General features: G+C 64.9%; 18 protein-coding genes. All 18 read right to left on the bottom strand.

The window, feature by feature from the left end; all coding sequences use genetic code 11:
- Positions 1-2: 2 nt before the first annotated feature.
- Positions 3-1,136, bottom strand: coding sequence for a type VI secretion system-associated FHA domain protein TagH (gene tagH / locus JHW40_RS20920; RefSeq protein ID WP_090611402.1), 1,134 nt, complete (start codon positions 1,134-1,136; stop codon positions 3-5).
- Positions 1,137-1,141: 5 nt separating this feature from the next.
- Positions 1,142-1,726 carry a DUF6931 family protein gene (locus JHW40_RS20915; RefSeq protein ID WP_244519152.1) on the bottom strand — a complete coding sequence of 195 codons (585 nt, stop codon included), beginning with the start codon at positions 1,724-1,726 and terminating at the stop codon, positions 1,142-1,144.
- Positions 1,727-1,866: 140 nt separating this feature from the next.
- Positions 1,867-2,592, bottom strand: coding sequence for an SDR family oxidoreductase (locus JHW40_RS20910; RefSeq protein WP_090611401.1), 726 nt, complete (start codon positions 2,590-2,592; stop codon positions 1,867-1,869).
- An 8-nt stretch (positions 2,593-2,600) separates the two neighbouring features.
- Complete coding sequence (locus JHW40_RS20905; protein ID WP_090611400.1) at positions 2,601-4,223, bottom strand: FGGY-family carbohydrate kinase; 1,623 nt, start codon at positions 4,221-4,223, stop codon at positions 2,601-2,603.
- Between the two features lie 22 nt (positions 4,224-4,245).
- Positions 4,246-4,977 carry an SDR family oxidoreductase gene (locus tag JHW40_RS20900; RefSeq protein WP_090611399.1) on the bottom strand — a complete coding sequence of 244 codons (732 nt, stop codon included), beginning with the start codon at positions 4,975-4,977 and terminating at the stop codon, positions 4,246-4,248.
- A gap of 37 nt (positions 4,978-5,014) precedes the next feature.
- On the bottom strand, positions 5,015-5,983 hold the full coding sequence (locus JHW40_RS20895) for an ABC transporter permease (RefSeq protein WP_090611398.1): 969 nt from the start codon (positions 5,981-5,983) through the stop codon (positions 5,015-5,017).
- On the bottom strand, positions 5,973-7,475 hold the full coding sequence (locus JHW40_RS20890) for a sugar ABC transporter ATP-binding protein (RefSeq protein WP_090611397.1): 1,503 nt from the start codon (positions 7,473-7,475) through the stop codon (positions 5,973-5,975). Before JHW40_RS20890 ends, JHW40_RS20895 begins: the two co-directional genes overlap by 11 nt.
- A 53-nt stretch (positions 7,476-7,528) precedes the next feature.
- Positions 7,529-8,440 carry an ABC transporter substrate-binding protein gene (locus JHW40_RS20885; protein ID WP_090611396.1) on the bottom strand — a complete coding sequence of 304 codons (912 nt, stop codon included), beginning with the start codon at positions 8,438-8,440 and terminating at the stop codon, positions 7,529-7,531.
- A 97-nt stretch (positions 8,441-8,537) separates the two neighbouring features.
- The gene (locus JHW40_RS20880; protein ID WP_090611395.1) at positions 8,538-9,419 is read right to left on the bottom strand and encodes an AraC family transcriptional regulator; all 882 of its coding nucleotides are present in this window, start codon (positions 9,417-9,419) and stop codon (positions 8,538-8,540) included.
- 270 nt (positions 9,420-9,689) lie between these two features.
- Positions 9,690-11,135, bottom strand: coding sequence for a xylulokinase (gene xylB / locus JHW40_RS20875; protein WP_090611394.1), 1,446 nt, complete (start codon positions 11,133-11,135; stop codon positions 9,690-9,692).
- 25 nt (positions 11,136-11,160) lie between these two features.
- The gene (locus tag JHW40_RS20870; RefSeq protein ID WP_090611393.1) at positions 11,161-12,198 is read right to left on the bottom strand and encodes an NAD(P)-dependent alcohol dehydrogenase; all 1,038 of its coding nucleotides are present in this window, start codon (positions 12,196-12,198) and stop codon (positions 11,161-11,163) included.
- Positions 12,199-12,403: 205 nt separating this feature from the next.
- Complete coding sequence (gene cysN, locus JHW40_RS20865) at positions 12,404-14,332, bottom strand: sulfate adenylyltransferase subunit CysN (protein WP_090611392.1); 1,929 nt, start codon at positions 14,330-14,332, stop codon at positions 12,404-12,406.
- Complete coding sequence (gene cysD / locus JHW40_RS20860; protein WP_090611391.1) at positions 14,332-15,267, bottom strand: sulfate adenylyltransferase subunit CysD; 936 nt, start codon at positions 15,265-15,267, stop codon at positions 14,332-14,334. The genes cysN and cysD overlap by 1 nt, the downstream gene beginning before the upstream one ends.
- A 349-nt stretch (positions 15,268-15,616) precedes the next feature.
- Positions 15,617-16,780 (bottom strand): MFS transporter, encoded by a 1,164-nt coding sequence (locus JHW40_RS20855; protein WP_090611390.1) that lies wholly within the window; start codon positions 16,778-16,780, stop codon positions 15,617-15,619.
- 90 nt (positions 16,781-16,870) lie between these two features.
- A complete protein-coding gene (locus tag JHW40_RS20850; RefSeq protein ID WP_090611389.1) occupies positions 16,871-18,493 on the bottom strand; it encodes an ABC transporter ATP-binding protein in 1,623 nt (540 codons plus the stop codon).
- Entirely contained in the window at positions 18,486-19,400 is a 915-nt protein-coding gene (locus tag JHW40_RS20845; protein ID WP_090611388.1) for an ABC transporter permease, read from the bottom strand. The genes JHW40_RS20850 and JHW40_RS20845 overlap by 8 nt, the downstream gene beginning before the upstream one ends.
- Positions 19,401-19,403: 3 nt before the next feature.
- Positions 19,404-20,318, bottom strand: coding sequence for an ABC transporter permease (locus JHW40_RS20840; protein ID WP_090611387.1), 915 nt, complete (start codon positions 20,316-20,318; stop codon positions 19,404-19,406).
- A 71-nt stretch (positions 20,319-20,389) separates the two neighbouring features.
- Entirely contained in the window at positions 20,390-21,892 is a 1,503-nt protein-coding gene (locus JHW40_RS20835; protein WP_090611386.1) for an ABC transporter substrate-binding protein, read from the bottom strand.
- Positions 21,893-21,904 lie beyond the last annotated feature (12 nt).

Raw genomic sequence — 21,904 nt, 5'->3', positions numbered from 1 at the left:
TGCTATTTCCGACCCTGCTCGTCTGCCTTGCGATAGGCGGCGGCGAACAGGCGGGTGAATTCATCCAGAATGCCGTTCTCGCTGGCGGTCTTGGCATCCCAGCGCTGTACGAAGGTTTCCCATGCCCGCCCCTTGCGCCCGCCGGTCAGGGCGCTGCCCCGCGCTTCGGCCTCGATCCGGCCGGGGTCCAGATCGTGCAGCAACTCGATCAGCGCTGGTTGCAGCGCGGCGAACAGCGCGGTCTGGTGGCGGCGCAGATCGGACAGCGCCTCCTCGAACCCCGCGGCCCCGGTCAGGAAACCCGCGCGGGGCTTGAGGAACAGCGCCTCTATCGCCTGTTCCGGATCGGGCAGGAATTTCAGCGGGTTGTTGTCACTTGCGCCGCGCATGGTGCGGTCTCCGGCGCGGGTGAAATGGCGCGCGGCGGCGCGATCCTGCAAGGCCAGCATCAGCTGCGAGGCACTGGCGCGCAGGGCCTCGCCCAGCACACGCCCGAACGCTTCGGGATCGGCCTGCGGCATATCGCCGCCCTCAAGCCCGGCACCGCGCATGAAGCCACGCAGAAACGCCGCCTCATCGACCGGCGCGGGGGGTGGTGGCGCGGCAGCCGCCGCCGGTTCAGGTTGAGAAGCCGCTGGCAAATCAATGAAATCATCGGAAAAATCAGGATGCCGGGCCGAGGATTGCACCGGCAGCGGATCGACCGGCGCACCGCCAAAGCCATCCAGCGCCCAGGGGTCCTCTTGCGGGGCTTCCTCGACCGGGCGGTCCATCCGATGTTCCGGCAAGGACGCGGGCGACAGCGCCGCCCCCCCGTCCGGCATGTCGAAAACCGCCACGATGATATATTGCCCGACCTGAAACCGGTCGCCGTGGCTCAGCGAATGCGGCGCACCCAGCCGGTGGCGATGGCCCTGCAAGAACGTGCCATTGGTCGAGACATCGGTCAGCCACCATGTCGCGCCGTCAAAACTGACCTCGAAATGATGGCCCGAGATATAGCGGCTGGCATCGGGCAGCACCCAGTCCATGCCGTCGCGGCGTCCGACGCGGATCCCGCTTTCGGGGACAAGGATGCTGACCGGGCCGCCATCATCCAGAACGTGGAAATTCTCTATCTGCAGGGTCAGGGTCATATTGCTTACGTCACCCCGAACAAGGTTTCGGCCATGTCGAGGATACGCGCAAGAAAAATGGAACGCTGGGACAAGGGGACACGCGCCAGACAGGACAGCACCGCGCTGTTGACAGCAACCGGGGTCTTGTGGGTCGGTGAGGGATCGGGATCGTTCGGCGCGGGCCTGCCGGTGGACCAGCCCACCGCAAGGCCCAGCAGGACCGAGGGGCCACGGGTCGGCATCCACAGCGCCTCTTTCATCAGCTGATGGCGCAGCCGGGTCGTCGGATTGCCCAGCCAGGTGCCGATCTGCTCCATCATCTGGCGTTCCTGCGGTTGCAGATGCTCGGCCATCAGGCGCAGACATTCATAGCCCCAACCGGCGGCCGAGGGCGGCAGTGCGGCAAAGGCGGTATAGGTCACCGCCTCTTCCGGCGTGGTGGAAAATCGCAGCCGGGCCAGAAAGCGCAGGTGGTCCTCATCCGGCAGCGGGCGCAGCTTGACCAGTTCGCCCAGCTGCACGATCCGCGCGAACAGTTCAGCCGGGCTTTCCGGTCGCATACGGCGCTGCGGCCGTCGGGTCGTTTCTTCGGTAACGCTGGAATTCATCTGTCCCCGCCTGCGACCGGCCTTGCCTCAAGTGCCGGCGCCCCAAGTTTCGGCGGATTATGGAAATACTGCGGGCCGGGCGCAACCCGCCCCGGCCCGTTATTCACCGCTGAGCCCGCCCGGCGCGGCAGAAGGCCGGATCAGACCGACAGGAAACCGCCGTCCACCGGCAGGACCGCGCCCGAAATCATCGCGCTGCCGGGTGACAGCAGCAAGGCGATGGCGGTTGCGACCTCATCTGCCTCGGCAAAGCGGTTCAGCGGGTGGCGCACCATCATCGGCTGGCTTTTCTGCGGATCGCTCCAGGCCTCTGCCGCCAGTTCGGTCAGGGTGATGGTGGGGGCGACGCAGTTGACGCGGATGCCGTGGGGGCCAAGTTCCTTGGCCATGACCCGGCTGGCGCCCTCCAGCCCCGCCTTGGACGCGGCATAGCACAGATGGTCCTGAAACCCGCGATGACCGGCGATCGAGGTGATGTTGACGATCGCCCCGCCGCCGCCCGCCGCGATCCGGGCGCGGGCGAATTCCTGACAGGTGATCAGCGCGGCCCGCAGGTTGATGCCCAGAACGGCCTCGTATCCCGCCTCGGTCATGTCGGTGACGGATTCCAGCACGTTGATCCCGGCACTGTTGATCAGGAAATCGCAGGTCCCTGCCCCGGCCATGGCGGCGCGGGTGGCCGCCACATCGGCCAGATCGACGCGGATTCCGCGCGCCCCGGTCTCGGCCTCAAGGCTGTCCAGATCGGACTGCGTGCGGCTGAGGGCGACAACCCTTGCCCCGCGTTCGGCCATGACTTTGGCACAAGCGCGGCCGATGCCCTTGCCCGCGCCGGTGATGATGACGGATTTACCGGAAAACTGCATGTCGCCTCTCAGGATGTGACGGGGGTTTGCAAGGGCGCCAGCGCCTTGCGGATCTCGCGCGCGCTGCGTTGCAGGGTCAGGAAGGCATCGTATCGCGCATCCTGCAAGGCGCGGCTGCCGGGATCGGGCGCGCAGCTTGCGGCAATGCGCGACATGGCGGGCATGGCGGTGGCAAGGTCGGGATGAACCCCCGCCGCCACCGCCCCCAGCATGGCCGAACCCAGCAGAACGGGTTCGGGGCATTCGGTGATCTGGACCGGCAGGCCCGTCGCATCGGCCAGCAATTGCCGGGTCAGAGGGTGCGCCCCCGCCCCGCCGCTGATGCTGATGGTTTCCACCGGCGCACCGTGGGCGGCCTGCGTCTCGATGATCTGGCGCAGCCCATAGCCCAGCCCACAGATCCCCGCGACATAAAGCGCGACCAGCGAATCCGGCCCGGTCTCCATCCCCTGCCCCATGATGACGGCGCGGGCATGCGGGTCGGCAAAGGGCGCGCGGTTGCCCAGAAACTCGGGCACGACATGCAGGTCGTCGGCCAGCCGCAGCGGATCACGCGCCAGTTCCAGCGCCCGATCCGCCAGCCATTGCGGCAGGGATTTCCCCGCGGCAGCGGCCAGCGCGGTGGCATCAGCGGTGGCCGGATGCAGCTGCACCAACTGGTCGATGGCGGCGCCGGCGGCGGATTGCCCGCCCTCGTTCAGCCATGCGCCCGGCACCATGGCCGAGTAATAAGGCCCCCATACGCCGGGCACGAAGGCCGGGTCGCGCGTGGTGGTCATGGTGCAGGACGAGGTGCCGAAGACATAGCCCAGACAGGCGCGCGCATCGCCCCCCGCCGCAACCGTGCCGACGCCGCCCGCATGGGCGTCGATCAGCCCCGCTGCCACGGCGATGCCGGGACGCAGGCCCATATCCGCCGCCGCACTGTCGGTCAGCCCCTGCCCCAGCCGCGTGCCGGGATCGACGACGCTTTGTCCGATACGGGCGAATTCCTGATCGGCCAGATCGCCCAGACCGATCTGGCGGAAATAGCCCGCGTCCCAGCGCCCCTCATGCGCCAGATAGGTCCATTTGCAGGTCACCGTGCAGGCCGAACGATCCAGCGCCCCGCTGGCCTTCCATGTCAGGAAATCGGTCAGGTCAAAGAAATGCGCGGCGGCCTCATAGACCTGTGGCCGGTTTTCGCGCAGCCACAGCAGTTTCGGCGTCTCCATCTCGGGCGAGATGCGGCCGCCGACATATTTCAGCACCTCGTGGTCCTGACGGTTGATCCGCTCGGCCTGTTCGGTGGCGCGGTGATCCATCCAGACGATGATATCGCGTTCGGGATGGGCGGGGTCGCCGACGGGCAGGCCCGCGCCATCCGGCCCCAGCACGACCAGCGAACAGGTTGCGTCAAAGCCGATGCCCGCGACCTGCGCCGGGTCGATGCCCGCGTCCGCCACGGCCTCGCGCAGCGATTCGCAGACCGCCTGCCAGATCTGGGCGCTGGACTGTTCGGCGATGACGCCCCCTTCGCGATGCATGACGATGGGCCGTTTGGCCGTGGCCAGCAGCACGCCCGCGCTGTCAAAGACGCCCGCCCGGGCCGAGCCGGTGCCGACATCGATCCCGATCAGATACTGGCTCATGGTCGTGGCCCCCCGTTCCTGCCTAGACCCGATCGAAATTGGTGGGCAGCACCAGCATGTCGCGGATGGTCACCGTGCGCTTGCGGGTCAGCATATAGATCACCGCATCCGCGACCTCTTCGGGGTCGATCAGGCTGCCGGATTCGCGGGCCTTGCGCAGGTTTTCCTCGGGCCAGTCGGCCAGCAGCGCGGACACGACCGGCCCGGGCGAGACCTGCGCCACGCGCACCCCGTGCGGGATCATCTGCCGTCGCATCCCCTGCACGAAGCTGGTGATCGCCCATTTCGAGCCGGAATAGACCGGCTCCCACCATGTCGGGTAATGGCCGGCGATAGAGCAGGTGACGATGATGTCGCCGGTCTTGCGCGACGACATATGCGGCACGACCGCATGGACGTTCTTCATCACCGCATTGACGTTGAGGTTCAGCATGCGGTCGATGGCCTCGGGCGTCGTCTCGGTCAGATCGCCGCCGATATAGGTGCCCGCGTTGCAGTAAAGGATGTCGATGTGATCGACCTTCGACAGGATCTCGGGCACCATCGCATTGCAGCTGTCGGCATCCAGCAGATCGGTCACCTGCGCGATGGCCTTTTCGCCCAGATCGGCAGCCAGTTCGTTCAGCGCGTCGCGGTTGCGGTCCACCATGACCACGGTCGCACCCTGATCCAGCAGCGCGCGGGTCGCCGCCAGACCGATCCCCGAGGCCGCGCCGGTGATGACGGCAATCCGGCCTTCCAGCGATTCAGACATTCATATTCTCCTGTGTTCGAAGTCCTGCGGGCGGGGCTTATCGCCACTCGCGCCCGATATAGATGGCCAGCAGGATGATCGCGCCCTTGATCACGTCCTGCAGATAGGGGTTGATGCCCATCAGGTTCAGCCCGTTGTTCAGAATGCCCAGCAGCACCGCGCCGATCAGCGTGCCAAGGATCAGCCCGCGCCCGCCCGCGATGGCGGTGCCGCCAAGGACGACGGCGGCGATGGCGTCCAGTTCGAACCCCTGCCCGGCATTGGGCTGCCCGCTCATCAGGCGTCCGGTCAGGATGACGGCGGCCAGCGCCGAGGTCAGACCCGAGATGCCATAGACCAGCAGCTTGACCCGCTGCGTCTTGACGCCGGACAGTTTCGCGGCGGTCTCGTTGCCGCCAAGGGCATAGACATGGCGGCCAAAGGCGGTGCGTTGCAGCAGCACCCATGCAAGGCCATAGATCACCAGCATGATGATTACCGGCACCGGCACGATGCCGACGCGGCCCACGCCGAACCACGAGATCCAGCTGGGGATGCCGCTGATGGGATAGCCGCCGGAATAGATCAGCCCCAGCCCGCGGGCCATGCCCATCGTGGCCAGCGTGACGATGATCGCGGGCATCCGGCCCCATGCGACCAGCGCGCCATTGGCCAGCCCGATGCCCATGCCCAGCAGCAGCCCGATCATCAGCGCCACCGCGGGCGGCAATCCGGCATTGACCATCAGCCCGGCACTGATCGTGCCGACCAGCGCCATGACCGCGCCGACCGACAGGTCAATGCCGCCGGTCAGGATCACGAAGGTCATGCCGACCGCCAGAATCCCCACGATGGACACCTGCCGCAGCACGTTCATGATGTTGTTGACGCTGAAAAAATTATCGCTGGCAAGGCCCATCAGGACCGACACGACGATCAGCCCGATCAGCGGCAGCGCCAGCGGCGAATGCAGCAGGCGGCCAAGATTGAGACCGCCGCTTTTGCCGGTATTTGCTTCATGCGACATGTTCGACTCTCCCGGTCGTGGCGTGGGTCATGATCTCTTCGGAATTGATGGCGTCGCCTTCGACCGTGGCCACGATCCCGCCGGAACGGAACACGCAGACCCGGTCGGACATGCCGATCACCTCGGGCAGTTCGGACGAGATCATGATGATGGCGTTGCCCTGCGCGGTGAATTCGCGCATCAAGCCATAGATTTCCGCCTTGGCGCCGACATCGATGCCGCGCGTCGGCTCGTCAAAGATCAGCACCTTCATCTGGTGATTCAGCCAGCGGGCGATGACGACCTTCTGCTGGTTGCCGCCCGACAGCGTATCGACACGCGCCATCGGCCCCTGCGCCTTGACGCGGACCTGCGCCATCGCGGCCTCGGTCGAGACGCGCTCTTTCTTCAGATCGATGAACCAGTGGCCCTTGCGATATTTGCCGTAATTGTTCAGCGAGATGTTCTGAAGGATGGAAAAGCTGGTGATCAGCCCCTGCTCCTTGCGGCTTTCGGGCAGCAATCCGATGCCGTGGGCCAGCGCGTCATCGGGACCGGACAGGCGCTTTTCGACGCCATCCACCCGGACCTTGCAGCGCGCGGCGGGACCGGCACCCAGCATCGCCAGCACGGTTTCCGTCCGGCCCGATCCGACCAGCCCGGCAAAACCCAGAATCTCGCCCGCGCGCAACTGGAAGCCCGAGACGGGGCCGCCCTTTTTCAGCTGCACCTCCTCGACCTCGATCATCAGCGGCGCGGCGGGGACGGGCGTGGGTTTGGGCGGGAAATTGGCCTCGATCCGGCGGCCGACCATCATTTCGACAAGCCGGTCGTTATCGACCTCGGACACCGCGCAAGAGGCGATGAAATTGCCGTCGCGCAGAACGGTGATGCGGTCGCAGATCTGGAAGATCTCTTCCAGATGGTGCGAGATGAAAACGATCGCCACGCCCTGCTTGCGCAATTCGCGCATGACCTTGAACAGATGTTCGACCTCGGTCGGGGTCAGCGTGGCGGTGGGTTCGTCCAGCACAAGGATGCGTGCATTCAGCGACAGCGCCTTGGCGATCTCGACGAATTGCTGCTGCGCCACGGACAGCCGGTTGATGGGGCGGTCCAGCGGTACATCGATGGCCAGCTGGGCCATGATCTCGGCCGCCCGCTTGCGCATGGCCTTGCGGTCCAGCAGGCCAAGCGGACCCCGGATTTCACGCGCCAGAAACATGTTCTCGACCGCGTCCAGATGCGGAATCAGGCTGAATTCCTGAAACACGATGCCGATCCCGGCCTCGATGGCCTGATCGTAATCGGCAAACTGACGTTCGGTCCCGTCGATGCGGATCGTGCCGGCCGAGGGCTGGATGATGCCGCAGAGGATCTTCATCAGCGTGGATTTGCCCGCGCCGTTCTCGCCCAGCAGCGCGTGGACCTCGCCCGCGCGCACGTTCAGATCGACGCCGTGAAGCACCTCGATCCGGCCAAAGCTTTTCCTGATCCCGCTCAGTTCCAGCATGATGCCTCCTGACAGGTTGCGATGCGCCCCGGCGAAGGGGCGCATCAAGGGGATTACCAGCTGAAGTCAGCCGCGTTCTCGCTGTCGACCACCATAACATCGATCGGCACTTCGGCGGGAACGACGCGCGCGCCCCATTTCTGCGCCAGCGCCAGCGCCAGACCGACGCGAACCTGATCGCGCGGGAATTGCGCCGTGGTTTCGATGAAGGGGCCGCCGTCGGCGATGGCCTGCACCGCCTCGGGCGCGCCATCGACCGAGGTCAGCTTGATGTCGCGGCCCGAGCCCTGAATGGCGGCCAGCGCACCCATCGCGCCGCCGTCATTGACCGAGAAGATCCCGGCAAGGTTCGCATGCGACTGGATCATGTTCTCGACCACGCCAAGCGCGACCGAGCGGTCCTGACGCCCGTTCTGGGTGGTGACCAGATTGATGCCGTCGAATTCCTCCAGCGCGGCCTTGCAGCCCTCGACACGTTGCAGGATCGGCACCACCGGGATGCCGTCGAGGATCGCCACATCGCCCTCGCCCCCCAGCGCCTCGGCCAGATATTTGCACGACAGATAGCCCGCATCGCGGTTCTTGGAACCGACGAAGGTATCGACCGGGCCATTCGCATTGGCGTCCACGGCGACGACGATCACGTCCTGCGCCTTGGCGGCGTGGACGGCGGCCTCGATCCCGGCGCTGTCGGTGGGATTAAGCAGCAGGATGTCGATACCTTGTTGCAGCATGTCCTCGACATCCGAGATCTGCTTGGCGACGTCATGGCCGGCATCGGTCACCACCACATCGGCGCCCAGATCGGCGGCGGCCTCGTTCAGGGCCTCTTGCATGGACACGAAATAGGGGTTGTTCATTTCCTGAAACGTCATGCCGATCTTCAGCATGTCCTGAGCAAGCGCAGGTGCGGCAACCAGCGCAAGCGCCAGCGCAGACGCGGAAAGCAGTTTGGAATTGGTCATCTGGATCCTCCCATCGGGAACTTGAGGCGGGCAAGGCCCGCATGACTCGGAACGACGGTGCGCCGTCCGAATTGGCGAAAAAGCAGGCGGCGCCCTGTCACTCGGCCATGACCAGATCCCGGTTGGCGGCGAATGTGGCCCTGAACTGCGACGGCGACATGCCCTTGAGGTTCAGGAAGTGGCGGTTGAAGTTGGACAGGTTGGAAAATCCGACCTCGAAGCAGATTTCGGCAACCCGCGTGTCAGGATCGGTCAGCAGCATCTGGCAGGCCAGGTCGATGCGCAGCTGGTTGCGGTATCGCACCAGCGTCGTGCCGGTATGGCGCTTGAAGGCACGGGAAAACGCGCTTTGGCTTTGGCCGACCATCTGCGCCAGCTCGCTTTCCTCGACCTGTTCGGTCAGGTGATCCTTCAGATGGGCGATGGCGCGGTTGATGCCGCTGTCATTGATGCGGGTCAGGTCCAGCTCGAAGCTGAGGCTGGCCAGAACCTCGTGCTGCCCCTCGGCCAGATGGCCAAGGATTTCCCAGAACAGCGCCAGACGCATCATGCCCTGCGTCTCGATCAGCCGCTCGACCAGAGGGCGCACCCTGTGGCTGGTCGCCTCGTCGAACAGCAACCCGCGGCGGCTGCGGTCCAGCAGCGGGCGGATCGCGGCCATTTCGGGCATGGTCTCGCAGGCGTCCTCGATAAAACCCTCGGGGAACTGGATCACCAGTGAACGCAGCGGTACGGCCTCGCCCGGTGCCAGATCGCTGATCCAGTTCTGCGGCAGGTTCGGGCCGGTCATGATCAGCTGGCCCGGGCCGAAATCGCCGACGAAATCGCCGATATAGAACTTGCCCGAGGTCGCCACGACCAGATGGATCTCGTATTCGGGATGATAATGCCAGCGCACCGTGCGGAACGGATAGCCATGCATCCACGCGGCGAAGGATTCGCCCTTGCGGATATGGACCAGTTCCAGATCGGGTTGCATTGCCATCCTCTCCCCCGTGCCCGCTCCTCCGGGCACGCCTCAGACATTTGGACGAGGCTAACGCCAAGGGGCCATGCAAGGCCACATCATGGCCAATAAATTACCGATACTATTTTGACCGGAAAATGTCAGGAATGCACAAGCGATAAGTCCGATGGTCCGGACGGATACGCCGCCACGCAGAAACCCTGCGCCGCATTGCAGCGGTGCGGGGCAGACAATTCACACGAAAGCAGGGAAAATCATGCGGATCGGCCCGCAAGCTGATCCTCAGACCAGCGGGCGCAGGCGGGTATAGGCGTTATGATTGCGGTCATACTTTTCCGCAAGCGCAGCACCCAGGTTTGCATCGGGGTGGATTTCCGCGTGGATTTTCGGCTGGCTGAACACCCGGTCCGAGATATCGTTCTCGGCGCAGGCCGCCGCCAGCCGGGCCGCGCCGAAGGCCGCGCCGAAATCGCCATCCTCGGGCTCCAGCAGCACCAGCCCGGTGGCCGAGGCCATCAGTTGCAGCCATGCCCGCGACCGCGCGCCGCCGCCGACGGCATAGGCGGCCTCCAGCCGGGTGCCCGCCGCCCTCAGCGCCCGCACGCAATCGGCAAAGGCCATCGCCACGCCCTCCATCGCCGCCTGCACCAGATCGGGCAGACCGGTGTTGCGGCGCAGCCCGTAAAAGGCGGCGGTGGCATCCGGGTCGTTCAGCGGCGTCCTTTCGCCCGACAGATAGGGCAGAAAGCTGACCGGCGATGGTTCCGTCACCTGATCCACCATCGCGGCAAGGTCGGGAACGGTGCGGCCGGTGATCTCGGACAGCCAGGTCAGGCTGTCGGTGGCCGACAGGATCACGCCCATCTGATGCCAGGTATCGGGGATGGCATGGCAGAAGGTGTGGACGGCATCGCCGGTATTGGGCTGATACCGGTCGGTGGCGGCAAACAGCACGCCCGAGGTTCCCAGCGACAGAAACCCGGTACCGGGCCGCATCACCCCCATGCCGCAAGCGGTCGCGGCATTGTCGCCGCCGCCGCCCGCCACCGGCACCGCCGGGACGCCCAAGCGCGCGGCCAGATCGGCGCGCAGATGGCCCGAGACATCGCTGCCCTCGACCAGTCGCGGCATGTGGTCGCGCGTCAGCCCGGTCGCCGCCAGCAGATCGTCCGACCAGTCGCGCCGGGCCACGTCCAGCCACAGCGTACCCGCCGCATCCGACATCTCGGCCACATGTTCGCCGGTCAGCCACAGTCGCAGATAATCCTTGGGAAGCAGCACCTTGGCGGTCTGCGCAAAGATGTCGGGTTCGTTTTCGGACACCCACAGCAGCTTGGGCGCGGTAAAGCCCGCCATGACCAGATTGCCGGCGATGCCGTGGAAATCGGCGGCCCCGGTCAGCGTGGCGCATTGTGGCCCCGACCGGCCATCATTCCACAGGATGCAGGGCCGCAGTACTTTGTCGGACGCATCCAGCAGCGTCGCGCCATGCATGTGACCCGACAACCCGATGGCCTTCAGCGCCGCCATCGCCTGCGGATGGTCGCGGCGCAGATCGGCGATCACGGATTCGGCGGCACTGATCCATTCGGCGGGGTCCTGCTCGGACCAGCCGGGATGCGGGCGACTGACGGTCAAAGCCGCATGGGCGACGCCAACGGTCGCAAAAGCCTCGTCCACCAGCATCGCCTTGATGCCCGAAGTGCCAATATCCAGCCCCAGATACATTCGCCTGTCCCTCCCAGTTCGCGACTTATTCCGGCATCGCGATTTGCAGTTTCACATCGGTGTCGCGCGCCTCGACCGCGCGGTCGAAGGCCGCGATGCTGTCCGCAAAGGGGATCGTGGCCGAGATCAGCGGCGTCAGATCCACCTTGCCCGACCCCATCAGCGCGATGGCGCGGTCATAGACATTGGCATAGCGGAAGACGGTCTCGACCCGCAATTCCTTCGCCTGCAAGCCGACGATATCCACCGGCACCGGATCGACCGGCATGCCCACCAGCACGATGGCGCCGCCCGGACGGGCCAGCGTATGCATGCCAAGGATCGCGGGCGCCGCGCCGGAACATTCGAACACCACGTCGCAGCCCCAGCCATCGGTTGCGCTTGCCACGGCCTCGGCCAGCGGGGTCTGGCGGATATTGACCACCTCGATGCCATCATAGCGGCTGATGATATCCAGCTTGGGCTGCGCCAGATCGCCGACGATCACCCGGGCGCAACCGCCCGCCAGCGCCGCCAGCGCCACCATCATGCCGATGGGACCGGCGCCCACCACCACGGCGATATCGCCCGGCTGGATCCGCGCCCGCAGCGCCGCCTGCATGCCGATGGCAAAGGGTTCGACCATCGCGCCTTCGGCGAATGACACCGCATCGGGCAGTTTATAGGTGAAGGCGGCGGGGTGGATCACTTCGGGCGTCAGACAGCCGTGAACCGGCGGCGTCGCCCAGAAGCTGACGGCGGGATCGACGTTATAGATCCCCAGCTTTGCCGCCCGAGAGGTCGGATCGGGAATCCCCGGCTCCATGCAGACGCGATCGCCGGGTTTCAGATGGGTGACGTCGGCGCCAACCTCAAGCACGGTGCCCGACGCCTCGTGACCCAGAACCATCGGCGCATCGACGACGAAATGGCCGATCTTGCCGTGGGTATAGTAGTGCACGTCAGAGCCGCAGATGCCGACCGTATGGGTTTTGATGCGGACATCCCGTGGCCCCGGATCGCCCGGAATGTCGAAATCCCGCAGCGACAGTTTGCCCTTTTCCTCAAGCACCAGTGCCTTCATCTCATGCCCCCAACACAGCCTGACAGGTCCGAATGGAAGGCATGAAGCGAGGCGGGCGGGAAGTAAACAGAAATCCGGCAACTTCGCCGATCCGGGCGCGGGACGGGAAAAATCCTATCACCGCCCGGGCCAGCCATCATTGAAACGGCGCCGCGGGCCGCCAGGGGCGATTCGGGCGCGCAAGACCGGCGCGCCCGCAACCCTGTCAGCGCAGAATGTATTCCAGCACCTTCTCGGCCGCCTCTTCCGGCGACAACTCGACCGTGTTGACCACGACCTCGGCATGTTCGGGCTCTTCGTAAGGGCTGTCGATGCCGGTGAAGTTCTTCAACTGACCCGAGCGCGCCTTGCGATACAGGCCCTTCACGTCGCGCTCTTCTGCGACATCCAGCGGCGTGTTCACATAGACCTCGACGAAATCGCCGTTCTCCATCAGATCGCGCACCATCTGCCGCTCGGACCGGAAGGGCGAGATGAAGGCGGTCAGCACGATCAGCCCGGCATCGGTCATCAGCCGCGCCACCTCGCCCACGCGGCGGATGTTTTCCACCCGGTCGGCATCGGTAAAGCCCAGATCGCGGTTCAGCCCGTGACGCACATTGTCGCCATCCAGAAGGAAGGTGTGCTTGCCCAGGGCATGCAGCTTCTTTTCCACGATATTGGCGATGGTCGATTTGCCCGAACCCGACAGGCCGGTGAACCAGACGACGCGGGCCTTCTGGTTCTTCTGCGCGGCATGGGCATCGCGGTCCACATCGACGGCCTGCCAATGCACGTTCTGGCTGCGGCGCAGGGCGAAATGGATCATCCCCGCCGCGACCGTCGCATTGGTCATGCGGTCGATCAGGATGAAACCGCCCAGATCCGGGTTGGTGGCATAGGATTCGAACGGGATCGAGCGGTCGGTCGAGATGTTCACCACCCCGATCGCGTTCAGCCCGAGTGTTTTCGAGGCCAGATGCTCCAGCGTGTTGACGTTCACCTCGTATTTCGGCTCGGTCACGGTGGCGGTGACGGTCTGGGTGCCCAGCTTCAGCAGATAGGGGCGGCCCGGCAGCATCTCGGCATCCGTCATCCAGACCAGCGTCGCCTCGAACTGGTCGGCGACCTCGCAGGGCTCGTCGGCCTGCACGATCACGTCGCCGCGCGAACAGTCGATCTCGTCCTCGAAGGTCAGGGTGATGGACTGGCCCGCGACGGCCAGATCCAGATTGCCGTCATGGGTGACGATGGATTTGACCCGCGTGGTCTTGCCCGAGGGCAGCACCCGGATCGGATCGCCCGGACGCACGCTGCCGGCGCCGATCTGGCCGGTAAAGCCGCGGAAATCCAGATTGGGACGGTTCACCCATTGCACCGGCATGCGGAAGGCATAATCCTGCATGGCGGTATCGCTCAGCGGCGCTTCTTCCAGATGGCCCAGCAGCGTTGGCCCCTGATACCACGGCATATGCGGGCTTTTCTCGACGATATTGTCGCCCTTCAGCCCGGAAATCGGGATCGGCAGAAAGCTGTCCATGCCGATCTGCTTGGCGAAATGGCTGTAATCGCTGACAATCTCATAGAACCGCTCGGCCGAGTAATCGACCAGATCCATCTTGTTGACCGCCAGCACCACGTTGCGGATGCCCAGCAGGTTCACCAGATAGGAATGCCGCCGCGTCTGGGTCAGCACGCCCTGGCGCGCGTCGATCAGGATCACCGCCAGATCGGCGGTCGAGGCGCCGGTGACCATGTTGCGGGTGTATTGTTCATGGCCCGGCGTGTCGGCGACGATGAATTTCCGCTTGTCGGTGGCGAAAAAGCGATAGGCCACGTCGATGGTGATGCCCTGCTCGCGTTCCGCTGCCAGACCGTCCACCAGCAGCGCAAAGTCGATCTCTCCGCCCTGGGTGCCGACGCTCTTGCTGTCGTTTTCCAGACTGGCCAGCTGATCCTCGAAGATCATCTTGCTGTCATAGAGCAGCCGCCCGATCAGCGTCGATTTGCCGTCATCGACCGATCCGCAGGTGATGAAGCGCAGCATGGTCTTGTGCTGGTGCTTTTCCAGATAGGCGTCGATATCCTCGGCGATCAGCGCATCGGTGACGTAAACGGGGTCGTTGCCTTCGGCGATGTGGGTGTCGGCGGACATCAGAAATACCCCTCTTGCTTCTTTTTCTCCATCGAGGCGGACTGATCGTGGTCGATCGCCCTGCCCTGACGTTCCGAGGTCGTGGTCAGCAGCATTTCCTGAATGACTTCGGGCAGCGTTCTGGCGGTGGATTCCACCGCGCCGGTCAGCGGATAGCAGCCAAGCGTGCGGAAACGCACCGATTTCATCATCGGCTGTTCACCCTCGCGCAGCGGCATCCGGTCGTCATCGACCATGATCAGCAGCCCGTCGCGTTCGACCACCGGACGCTCTTCCGAGAAATACAGCGGCACGATGTCGATGTTTTCCAGATGGATATATTGCCAGATGTCCAGTTCGGTCCAGTTGGACAGCGGAAAGACCCGGATCGATTCACCCTTGGCCTTGCGGGTGTTATACAGCTTCCACAATTCCGGGCGCTGATCCTTGGGGTTCCAGTGGTGATTGGCGCTGCGGAAGGAAAAGATGCGTTCCTTGGCGCGCGACTTTTCCTCGTCGCGGCGGGCACCGCCGAAGGCCACGTCGAAATTGTATTTCGTCAGCGCCTGTTTCAGACCGTCGGTCTTCCACATATCGGTGTGTAGGCTGCCGTGATCGAAGGGGTTGATGCCCTTTTCCATCGCCTCGGGGTTGTGATGGACCAGCAGCTTCATGCCAGCCTGTTCGGCGGCACGGTCGCGCAATTCATACATCGCGCGGAATTTCCACGTCGTATCGACATGCAGCAGCGGAAAGGGCGGAGGCGCGGGATAAAAGGCCTTCTTCGCCAGATGCAGCATACAGGCCGAGTCCTTGCCGACCGAGTAAAGCATCACCGGGTTCTCGGCCGATGCCACGACCTCGCGCATGATATGGATGCTTTCGGCTTCAAGCCGCTGCAAATGGGTCAGGGTTGCCCGGCTGATACCGGTCTGGCTTGCAGGGTTAGTCGTCATGGTCAGAAGGCCCTTCTTCTTGGCGCCGCCCTCATCGCAGATTTGTCCGGGAAGACCAAGAGGGGGTAAGCCGCGCTTTTCGATCGGCGTATCGTCTCGGCAAACATTCACCCATGAAAGGCGGCAATTTTACGACAGCGCCGCCAGGGCAGACGTTTTCCCGCGCAATCCCCCGCGGCAGGAACACCCGCCCGCATTTCGGGCAGTTTGGCGAAACGATAACCAGGGGATGATCGCCGCCGGGCTGCGCAATCGGGGCAAAAGGCCGAAGGACCTGCGGGCAATCTCTCGGTTTTGTGAGATCAGCCGCGCGAATCCCCCGGGCGATCCTGACTGCCTTTCGCGCCTGTCAGTCCCGTTCCGGCCCGACCGCAGGGGCGATGCAGAACGCACCCGCGACCAGCGCCGTCACGATCAACAGCGCCACCCTCAGCCCATAGCTCTCGCCGACCATGCCCAGACCCGGCGGGCCGACCAGCATGGCGACATATCCGACGATGGCCACGGCCTTGACGCGGGCCACCGCGCCCTCGCCCCCACGGCCTGCGGCGGACAGCGCCACCGGAAAGCCAAGCGAGGCACCGATCCCCCACATCACCACCGCGACCCCGGCCATCCATGGCGTCGAGCCAAGCGCGATATAGCCGATCCCCGCCGCCCCCAAAGCCGCGCAGACCCGCATCACATTCGTCGCGCCAAAGCGGTGCAGGAAGAAGCCGCCGCCGAACCGCCCGACCGTCATCGCCGCCGCGAAACCCACGAAGATCAGCGAACCCGAGGCCTGTGAAAAGCCGTGCTCGTCCACCATCACGATCGGCAACCAGTCATTTGCCGAACCCTCGGCCAGCGCCATCGCAAAGACGATCATCCCGATCAGCAGCACGCGCGGATCGCGCCAGACCGGCCTGCCCCCGGCCATATCCACCCGCCGCGCCGAACCGATGCCGAAACCCGCCACCATGCCGCCGCGAAAGATCAGGATCATCACCGCGACCAGCACCGCCATCACCAGCATATGTGTGCGCACCGTCACCCCCAGCGAGATCAGCGACAGCCCGACCAGCGCGCCGCAAAGGGTGCCAAGGCTGAAACAGCCATGCAATGTATGCAGCACCGGGCGGCCGACCAGCCGTTCGACCTGCGAGGCGTCAAGGTTGATGCCGATTTCGGCCACGCCCATGCCAAGGCCGAAGAACCCCAGCCCGACCGCCGCGACCAGCTGGCTGCCCCAGATCACGCCGAGCGCGATCGCCAGCAACGAGACAAAGACCAGCCACAACCCCAGCAGGCTGGCAAAACGGGTGCCAAAGCGGCTGACGATCCGGCCCGAACCAAGGATCCCGGCCATCGAACCCATCGACATGCCGAACAGCACCAGCCCCATCTGCGCGACCGATGCGCCGATGGCGTCGCGGATCTCGGGCGTTCTGGTCACCCATGATGCCAGCGCCACCCCCGGCAGGAAGAAAAAGACGAAAAGCGCGCGCTGTCTGCGCCTCAGCTGCTGATCCATGACGGCCCGCCATTGCCCGGTGCCGACAGGGCTGCCGGCGCAAGTGACCGGGCATAGGCACAAGCCCCGCCCGGCACAAGACCGCCGCCTTCAGCCCGCGGCCCGCGCCAGCCTTGCGGCGCGGCGTTCGGCCTGCACGTCCGGGTCTGGGTCCAGCCCCGCCGCCAGCAGCGCCTGCGTATAGGGCTGACGCGGGTTGTCGAAGATCTGGCGCACCGTGCCCATCTCGACCACCCGGCCATTCTGCATGACCATGACGTGATCGGCGAAATCGCGCACCACCGGCAGGTCGTGGGCGATAAAGACGAACGCGATGCCCAGCCGCTTGCGCAGCCCGTCCAGCAGTTCGATCACCTGCGCCTGAACCGACACGTCCAACGCCGACACCGCCTCGTCGCAGATAATCAGCTCGGGCTCCAGCGCCAGCGCCCGCGCAATCGCGATCCGCTGGCGCTGCCCGCCCGAGAACTGATGCGGATAGCGCCCGGCCATTTCCGGCTTCAGCCCGACCTGCCCCAGCAACTCGGCCACGCGGGCCTTCCATTTCGACCGGGGCAGGATCTGCGGATGGATGACCCAGCCCTCGGCAATCAACTGCCAGACCGTCATGCGCGGATTGAGGCTTTGCGTCGGGTCCTGAAACACCATCTGCAAATCGCGGCGCAGGGCGAACAGCTGGGCGTCGGGCATGGAAAACAGGTCCTGCCCCTTCCACAGCGCGCGGCCCCCCGTCGGCTCCTCCAGCCGCAGCAGCATCTTGGCCACCGTGGATTTTCCCGAGCCGCTTTCGCCGACGATGGCCAGCGTCTCTCCGGCCATCAGATCGAAGGACACATCATGGACGGCGGTGAAATCGCCATAGACCTTGCGGGCATTGCGCACCGACAGAACCGGCTCGGCCCGGGGCAGCGGATCATGCATCGCCCCCTTGCCCGGCGCCGCGCCGATCAGCTTGCGGGTATAGGGATGGGCCGGGCTGCGATAGACCTGCCGGGTGTCGCCGGTCTCGACCACCTCGCCGGCGTTCATCACCACGACGCGATCGGCGATCTCGGCCACGACGCCCAGATCATGGGTGATGATCAGCACGCCCATGCCGGTTTCGCGCTGCAATTCCTGCAACAGCGCCAGAACCTCGGCCTGAACGGTCACGTCCAGCGCGGTCGTCGGCTCGTCCGCGATCAGCAGATCGGGCTTCAGCGCCAGCGCCATCGCGATCATCAGCCGCTGCCGCTGCCCGCCCGAGAACTGATGCGGGTATTTGCCCATCGAAGCCTCGGCGTCGGGAATACCCACCCGGCCCAGCAGCCGCAGCGCCTCGGCCCTTGCCTTCGACCGCGCCATGCCATGCGCGGTCATTGTCTCGATGATCTGCCAGCCGACGGTATAGACTGGGTTCAGATGGCTCAGCGGATCCTGAAAGATCATCGCGATCTTGTGGCCGTTGACGCGGCGGCGCGCGGACGCGCTCAGCTTCAGCAGGTCGCGGCCCTCGAAGATGATCTGGCCGCTGGTGATCCGGCCCGGCGGCATGTCGATCAGGTCCATGATCGCCGAGGCCGACACCGACTTGCCCGAGCCGCTTTCGCCAAGGATCGCCAGCGTCTCGCCCCGGTCCAGATCGAAGCTGACATTCCGGACCGCCCGGACGGTGCCGGCCACGGTGTGGAACTCGACCGACAGGTCTTTCACCTGCAACATCGGCTCAGCCATTCCTGCGCCCCCTCATTTCAAGCCGCCAGCGTTGGGTCGGGTCCAGCGCGATGCGCATCCAGCCCGACAGCAGGTTCAGCGACAGCGTGGTCAGGATGATCGCAAGGCCCGGCCAGAAGGACAGCCACCATGCAGTCGTCAGATATTGCCGCCCCTGACTGATCATCAGCCCCCAGGTGATTTCCGGCGGCTGGATACCGATGCCCAGGAAGGACAAAGAGCTTTCGGCCAGCATCACGAAGGCGAAATCCAGCGTGGCGATGGTCATCAGCGTCGGCAGCACCACCGGCAGGATATGGCGAAAGACGATCCGCCGGGGCGAGGCGCCCATGACGCGGGCGGCCTGCACGAACATGCGCTCGCGCACCTCCAGCACCTCGGCGCGGGTGGTGCGCAGATAGACCGGGATGCGGGTGATCGCCAGCACAATCACCAGGTTGAGGATCGACGGCCCGAGGATATACAGCACCACCACCGCCAGCAGCAGCGAGGGAAAGGACATGATGACATCGGCCAGCCGCATGATCACCTGCCCCGTGCGCGGCCCGGCATAGCCCGCGATCAGCCCCAGAACCGTCCCGATCAGGGCCGAAAAGAACACCGCCCCGGCCGCCACCATCATCGTGTTCTGGGTGGCGACGATGATCCGCGCCAGCAGCGGACGGCCAAGCGCATCGGCGCCCAGAATCCACAGCCAGCCGCGCTCCCATTCAAAGGGCGGGGCGTTGCGCCCGCGCAGGTTCTGCTTTTGCGCCACGTCGTCCAGCCATGTCGGGCCGATCAGCGCAAGGATCAGCACCAGCGTCAGAAACAGCGCCGCCGCCAGCGCGAACTTGTCGGCCCACAGCATGCGGGCGAAGCGGACCAGCGGCTTCGGCTCGTCGGGGATGATGTCGATGGTTGCCATGGGTCAATACCGGATGCGCGGATCGAGCAGCGCATAGGCCATGTCGATCAGCAGGTTCATGATGAAGATGGCAATCGCGGTGATCATGATCGCCGCCAGCACGACGTTGAAATCGCGTTGCAGGATGGAATCGATCATCAGCTTGCCGACGCCAGGAAAGCCGAAGATCGTCTCGATCACCACCGCACCATTCAGCAGCGCCGCCGCCTGATCGCCGATCACGGTGATGACCGGCAGCATCGCATTACGCAGCGCATGGACAAAGATGATGGGCCGCGTCTTCACGCCCTTGGCGCGCGCGGTCTTGACATAGGCCGATGACAGCGCAGTGATCATCGAGCCGCGCACGACCTGCACGATCAGCCCGAAGGGGCGGATGAACAGCACCCCGATGGGCAGGACCCAGTGCCAGACGCTGCCCGTCCCCGAGGTCGGCAGCCAGCCCAGCCCGACCGAAAACACCACGATGGCGACGATACCCACCCAGAAATCCGGCGCCGAGGCCCCGATCAGCGAAGTCAGCGAGGCAATGCGGTCAAAGAACCCGCCGACGCGGAACGCCGCCATGGACCCCACGACGATGGCCGCCACCGTGACCAGCGTCATGGTGATGACGGCCAGTTGCAGCGTCCACATGAAGGCCTCGGTCACCACGTCGAAGGCAGGCCGCGCCCGGCGTACGGAATCGCCGAAATCCAGATGCAGCAGATCCCAGACATAGCGGCCGAACTGCACCGCGACCGGATCGTTCAGCCCGTGGATTTCGCGGAACTGGTGGCGCATCTCCTCGGACGCTTCCGAAGGCAGATACAGCGCCGCCGGATCACCCGTCAGCCGCGACAGAAAGAAGACCGCCACGATCAGCAGGATCAATGAGATCAGGCTGGCGAAGGCGCGTTGGCGTAGGAAACTCATCATGGCCGGGGCTCCGGTCGATATGGGCGGAGAGAGAGGGCGGGCGGAGGATGACCCTCCGCCCGGTTGTCAGGTCACCTGAACGCGATATCCGCCAGCGGCAGTTGCGAATTGGTGGCCATGGTGGGCTGCCAGTCCAGACGCTCGTTCACGCGGCTGAAGCCGACCATGTGGAACAGCAGCAGATCGGCCACCACCTCATCATGCAGATAGGCATGCAGCTCTTTCCACAGCGCCTCGCGCTCTTCGCCCGTCGCCGCCTGCGCGCGGTTGATCAGGTCGTCGGCCTTGGGGTCGTCGATGCCCGACTGGCGGCCATCCGACGCATATTTGAAATACATCGAGAAGGACGGATCGGCGCGGGAATTGTCATGCATGGCAACGACGATCATCGGCCCGCGACCTTCGGGATAGGGCTTGGAATACAGCTCTTCGAACTCGGCCACTTCATAGAATTGCAGCTCGACGGTAAAGCCCGCCTCTTGCAGCATCTGCTGGACCGCTTCGAGGATTTCCACGTTGTTGGGGAAATTCGCGGTGCGACCGACCAGCGTGATCGGCGTATCGGTGGCGACGCCATCGGCGGCGGCTTCCTGCAACAGGCGCGCGGCCTCTTCGGGATCATAGGGCCAGACCTCGACGCTTTCGTTCCAGCCAAGCGTGGGGGGCGGATAAACGGCACTGGCCAGCAGCGCGCCTTCGGGCACCAGCGTGCCGATGAAGGCTTCGCGGTCGATGGCCAGATTCAGCGCCTTGCGCACCCGCAGATCGTCGAAGGGCGTGACCGAGTGATCCAGCCGGCCATAGACCGTTTCGCTGTCCAGATAGGAAAAATCCGTTTCCGGGTTGGTCGCATCCAGTGCAGCAATCGAGGGCGAGATATCGGCCTCTCCGGTCGCCACCATCGCCGCGCGCACCGCCGGATCGGCCCGGAACAGATAGGTGGCCTCGGTCACGGCGGGCTGTTCGCCCCAGTAATCGTCGCGCTGGCTCAGCACGATGCGCTGGCCCGGTGTCCATTCGCTCAGCGCGTAAGGGCCGGTGCCGATGGGATCGCGCACGAATTCGATCGGCGTTTCCTCGGGCACAATGGCGATCAGCGTCAGCAGCAGCGGCAGGATCGGCTGTTCGGGATCGGCGGAAAAGTCGATGGTATGTTCGTCCACCACCTCGGCGCTGACGGTCATGCCGCCGAAATAGCGCGGCACCTCGCAGGTGATCGACGGGTCCATCGCCCGGTCGAAGGAATGTTTCACGTCATTGGCGTCGAACGTGGTCCCATCCGAAAAGGTGACACCCTGCCGCAAATGGAAGCGCCAGCTGCCGTCATCCAGCTGCTCCCAGCTTTCGGCCAGCTTCGGCTGCAACCCGCCGCCTTCGCGCAGGTCCAGAAAGGCCAGCGTCTCGTTGACGTTCTGCAATGTCACCCGCCCGATATTCGAGCGCGTGGTCATGCAGGGTTCCAGCAGGTCCACCTCTTCGTTCAGCACGATGCGGACGGTGCTGTCCTGCGCGAACGCGGGGCTCAGCGCCGCAGCTGTGGCAAACGCCCCCCAGATCAAGGATCTTGTGATCATTCATTCCTCCCT

The organism is Paracoccus alcaliphilus (genome assembly GCF_028553725.1).
In the GTDB taxonomy this organism is placed as follows: domain Bacteria; phylum Pseudomonadota; class Alphaproteobacteria; order Rhodobacterales; family Rhodobacteraceae; genus Paracoccus; species Paracoccus alcaliphilus.
This window is presented reverse-complemented; position numbering and strand designations above follow the sequence as displayed.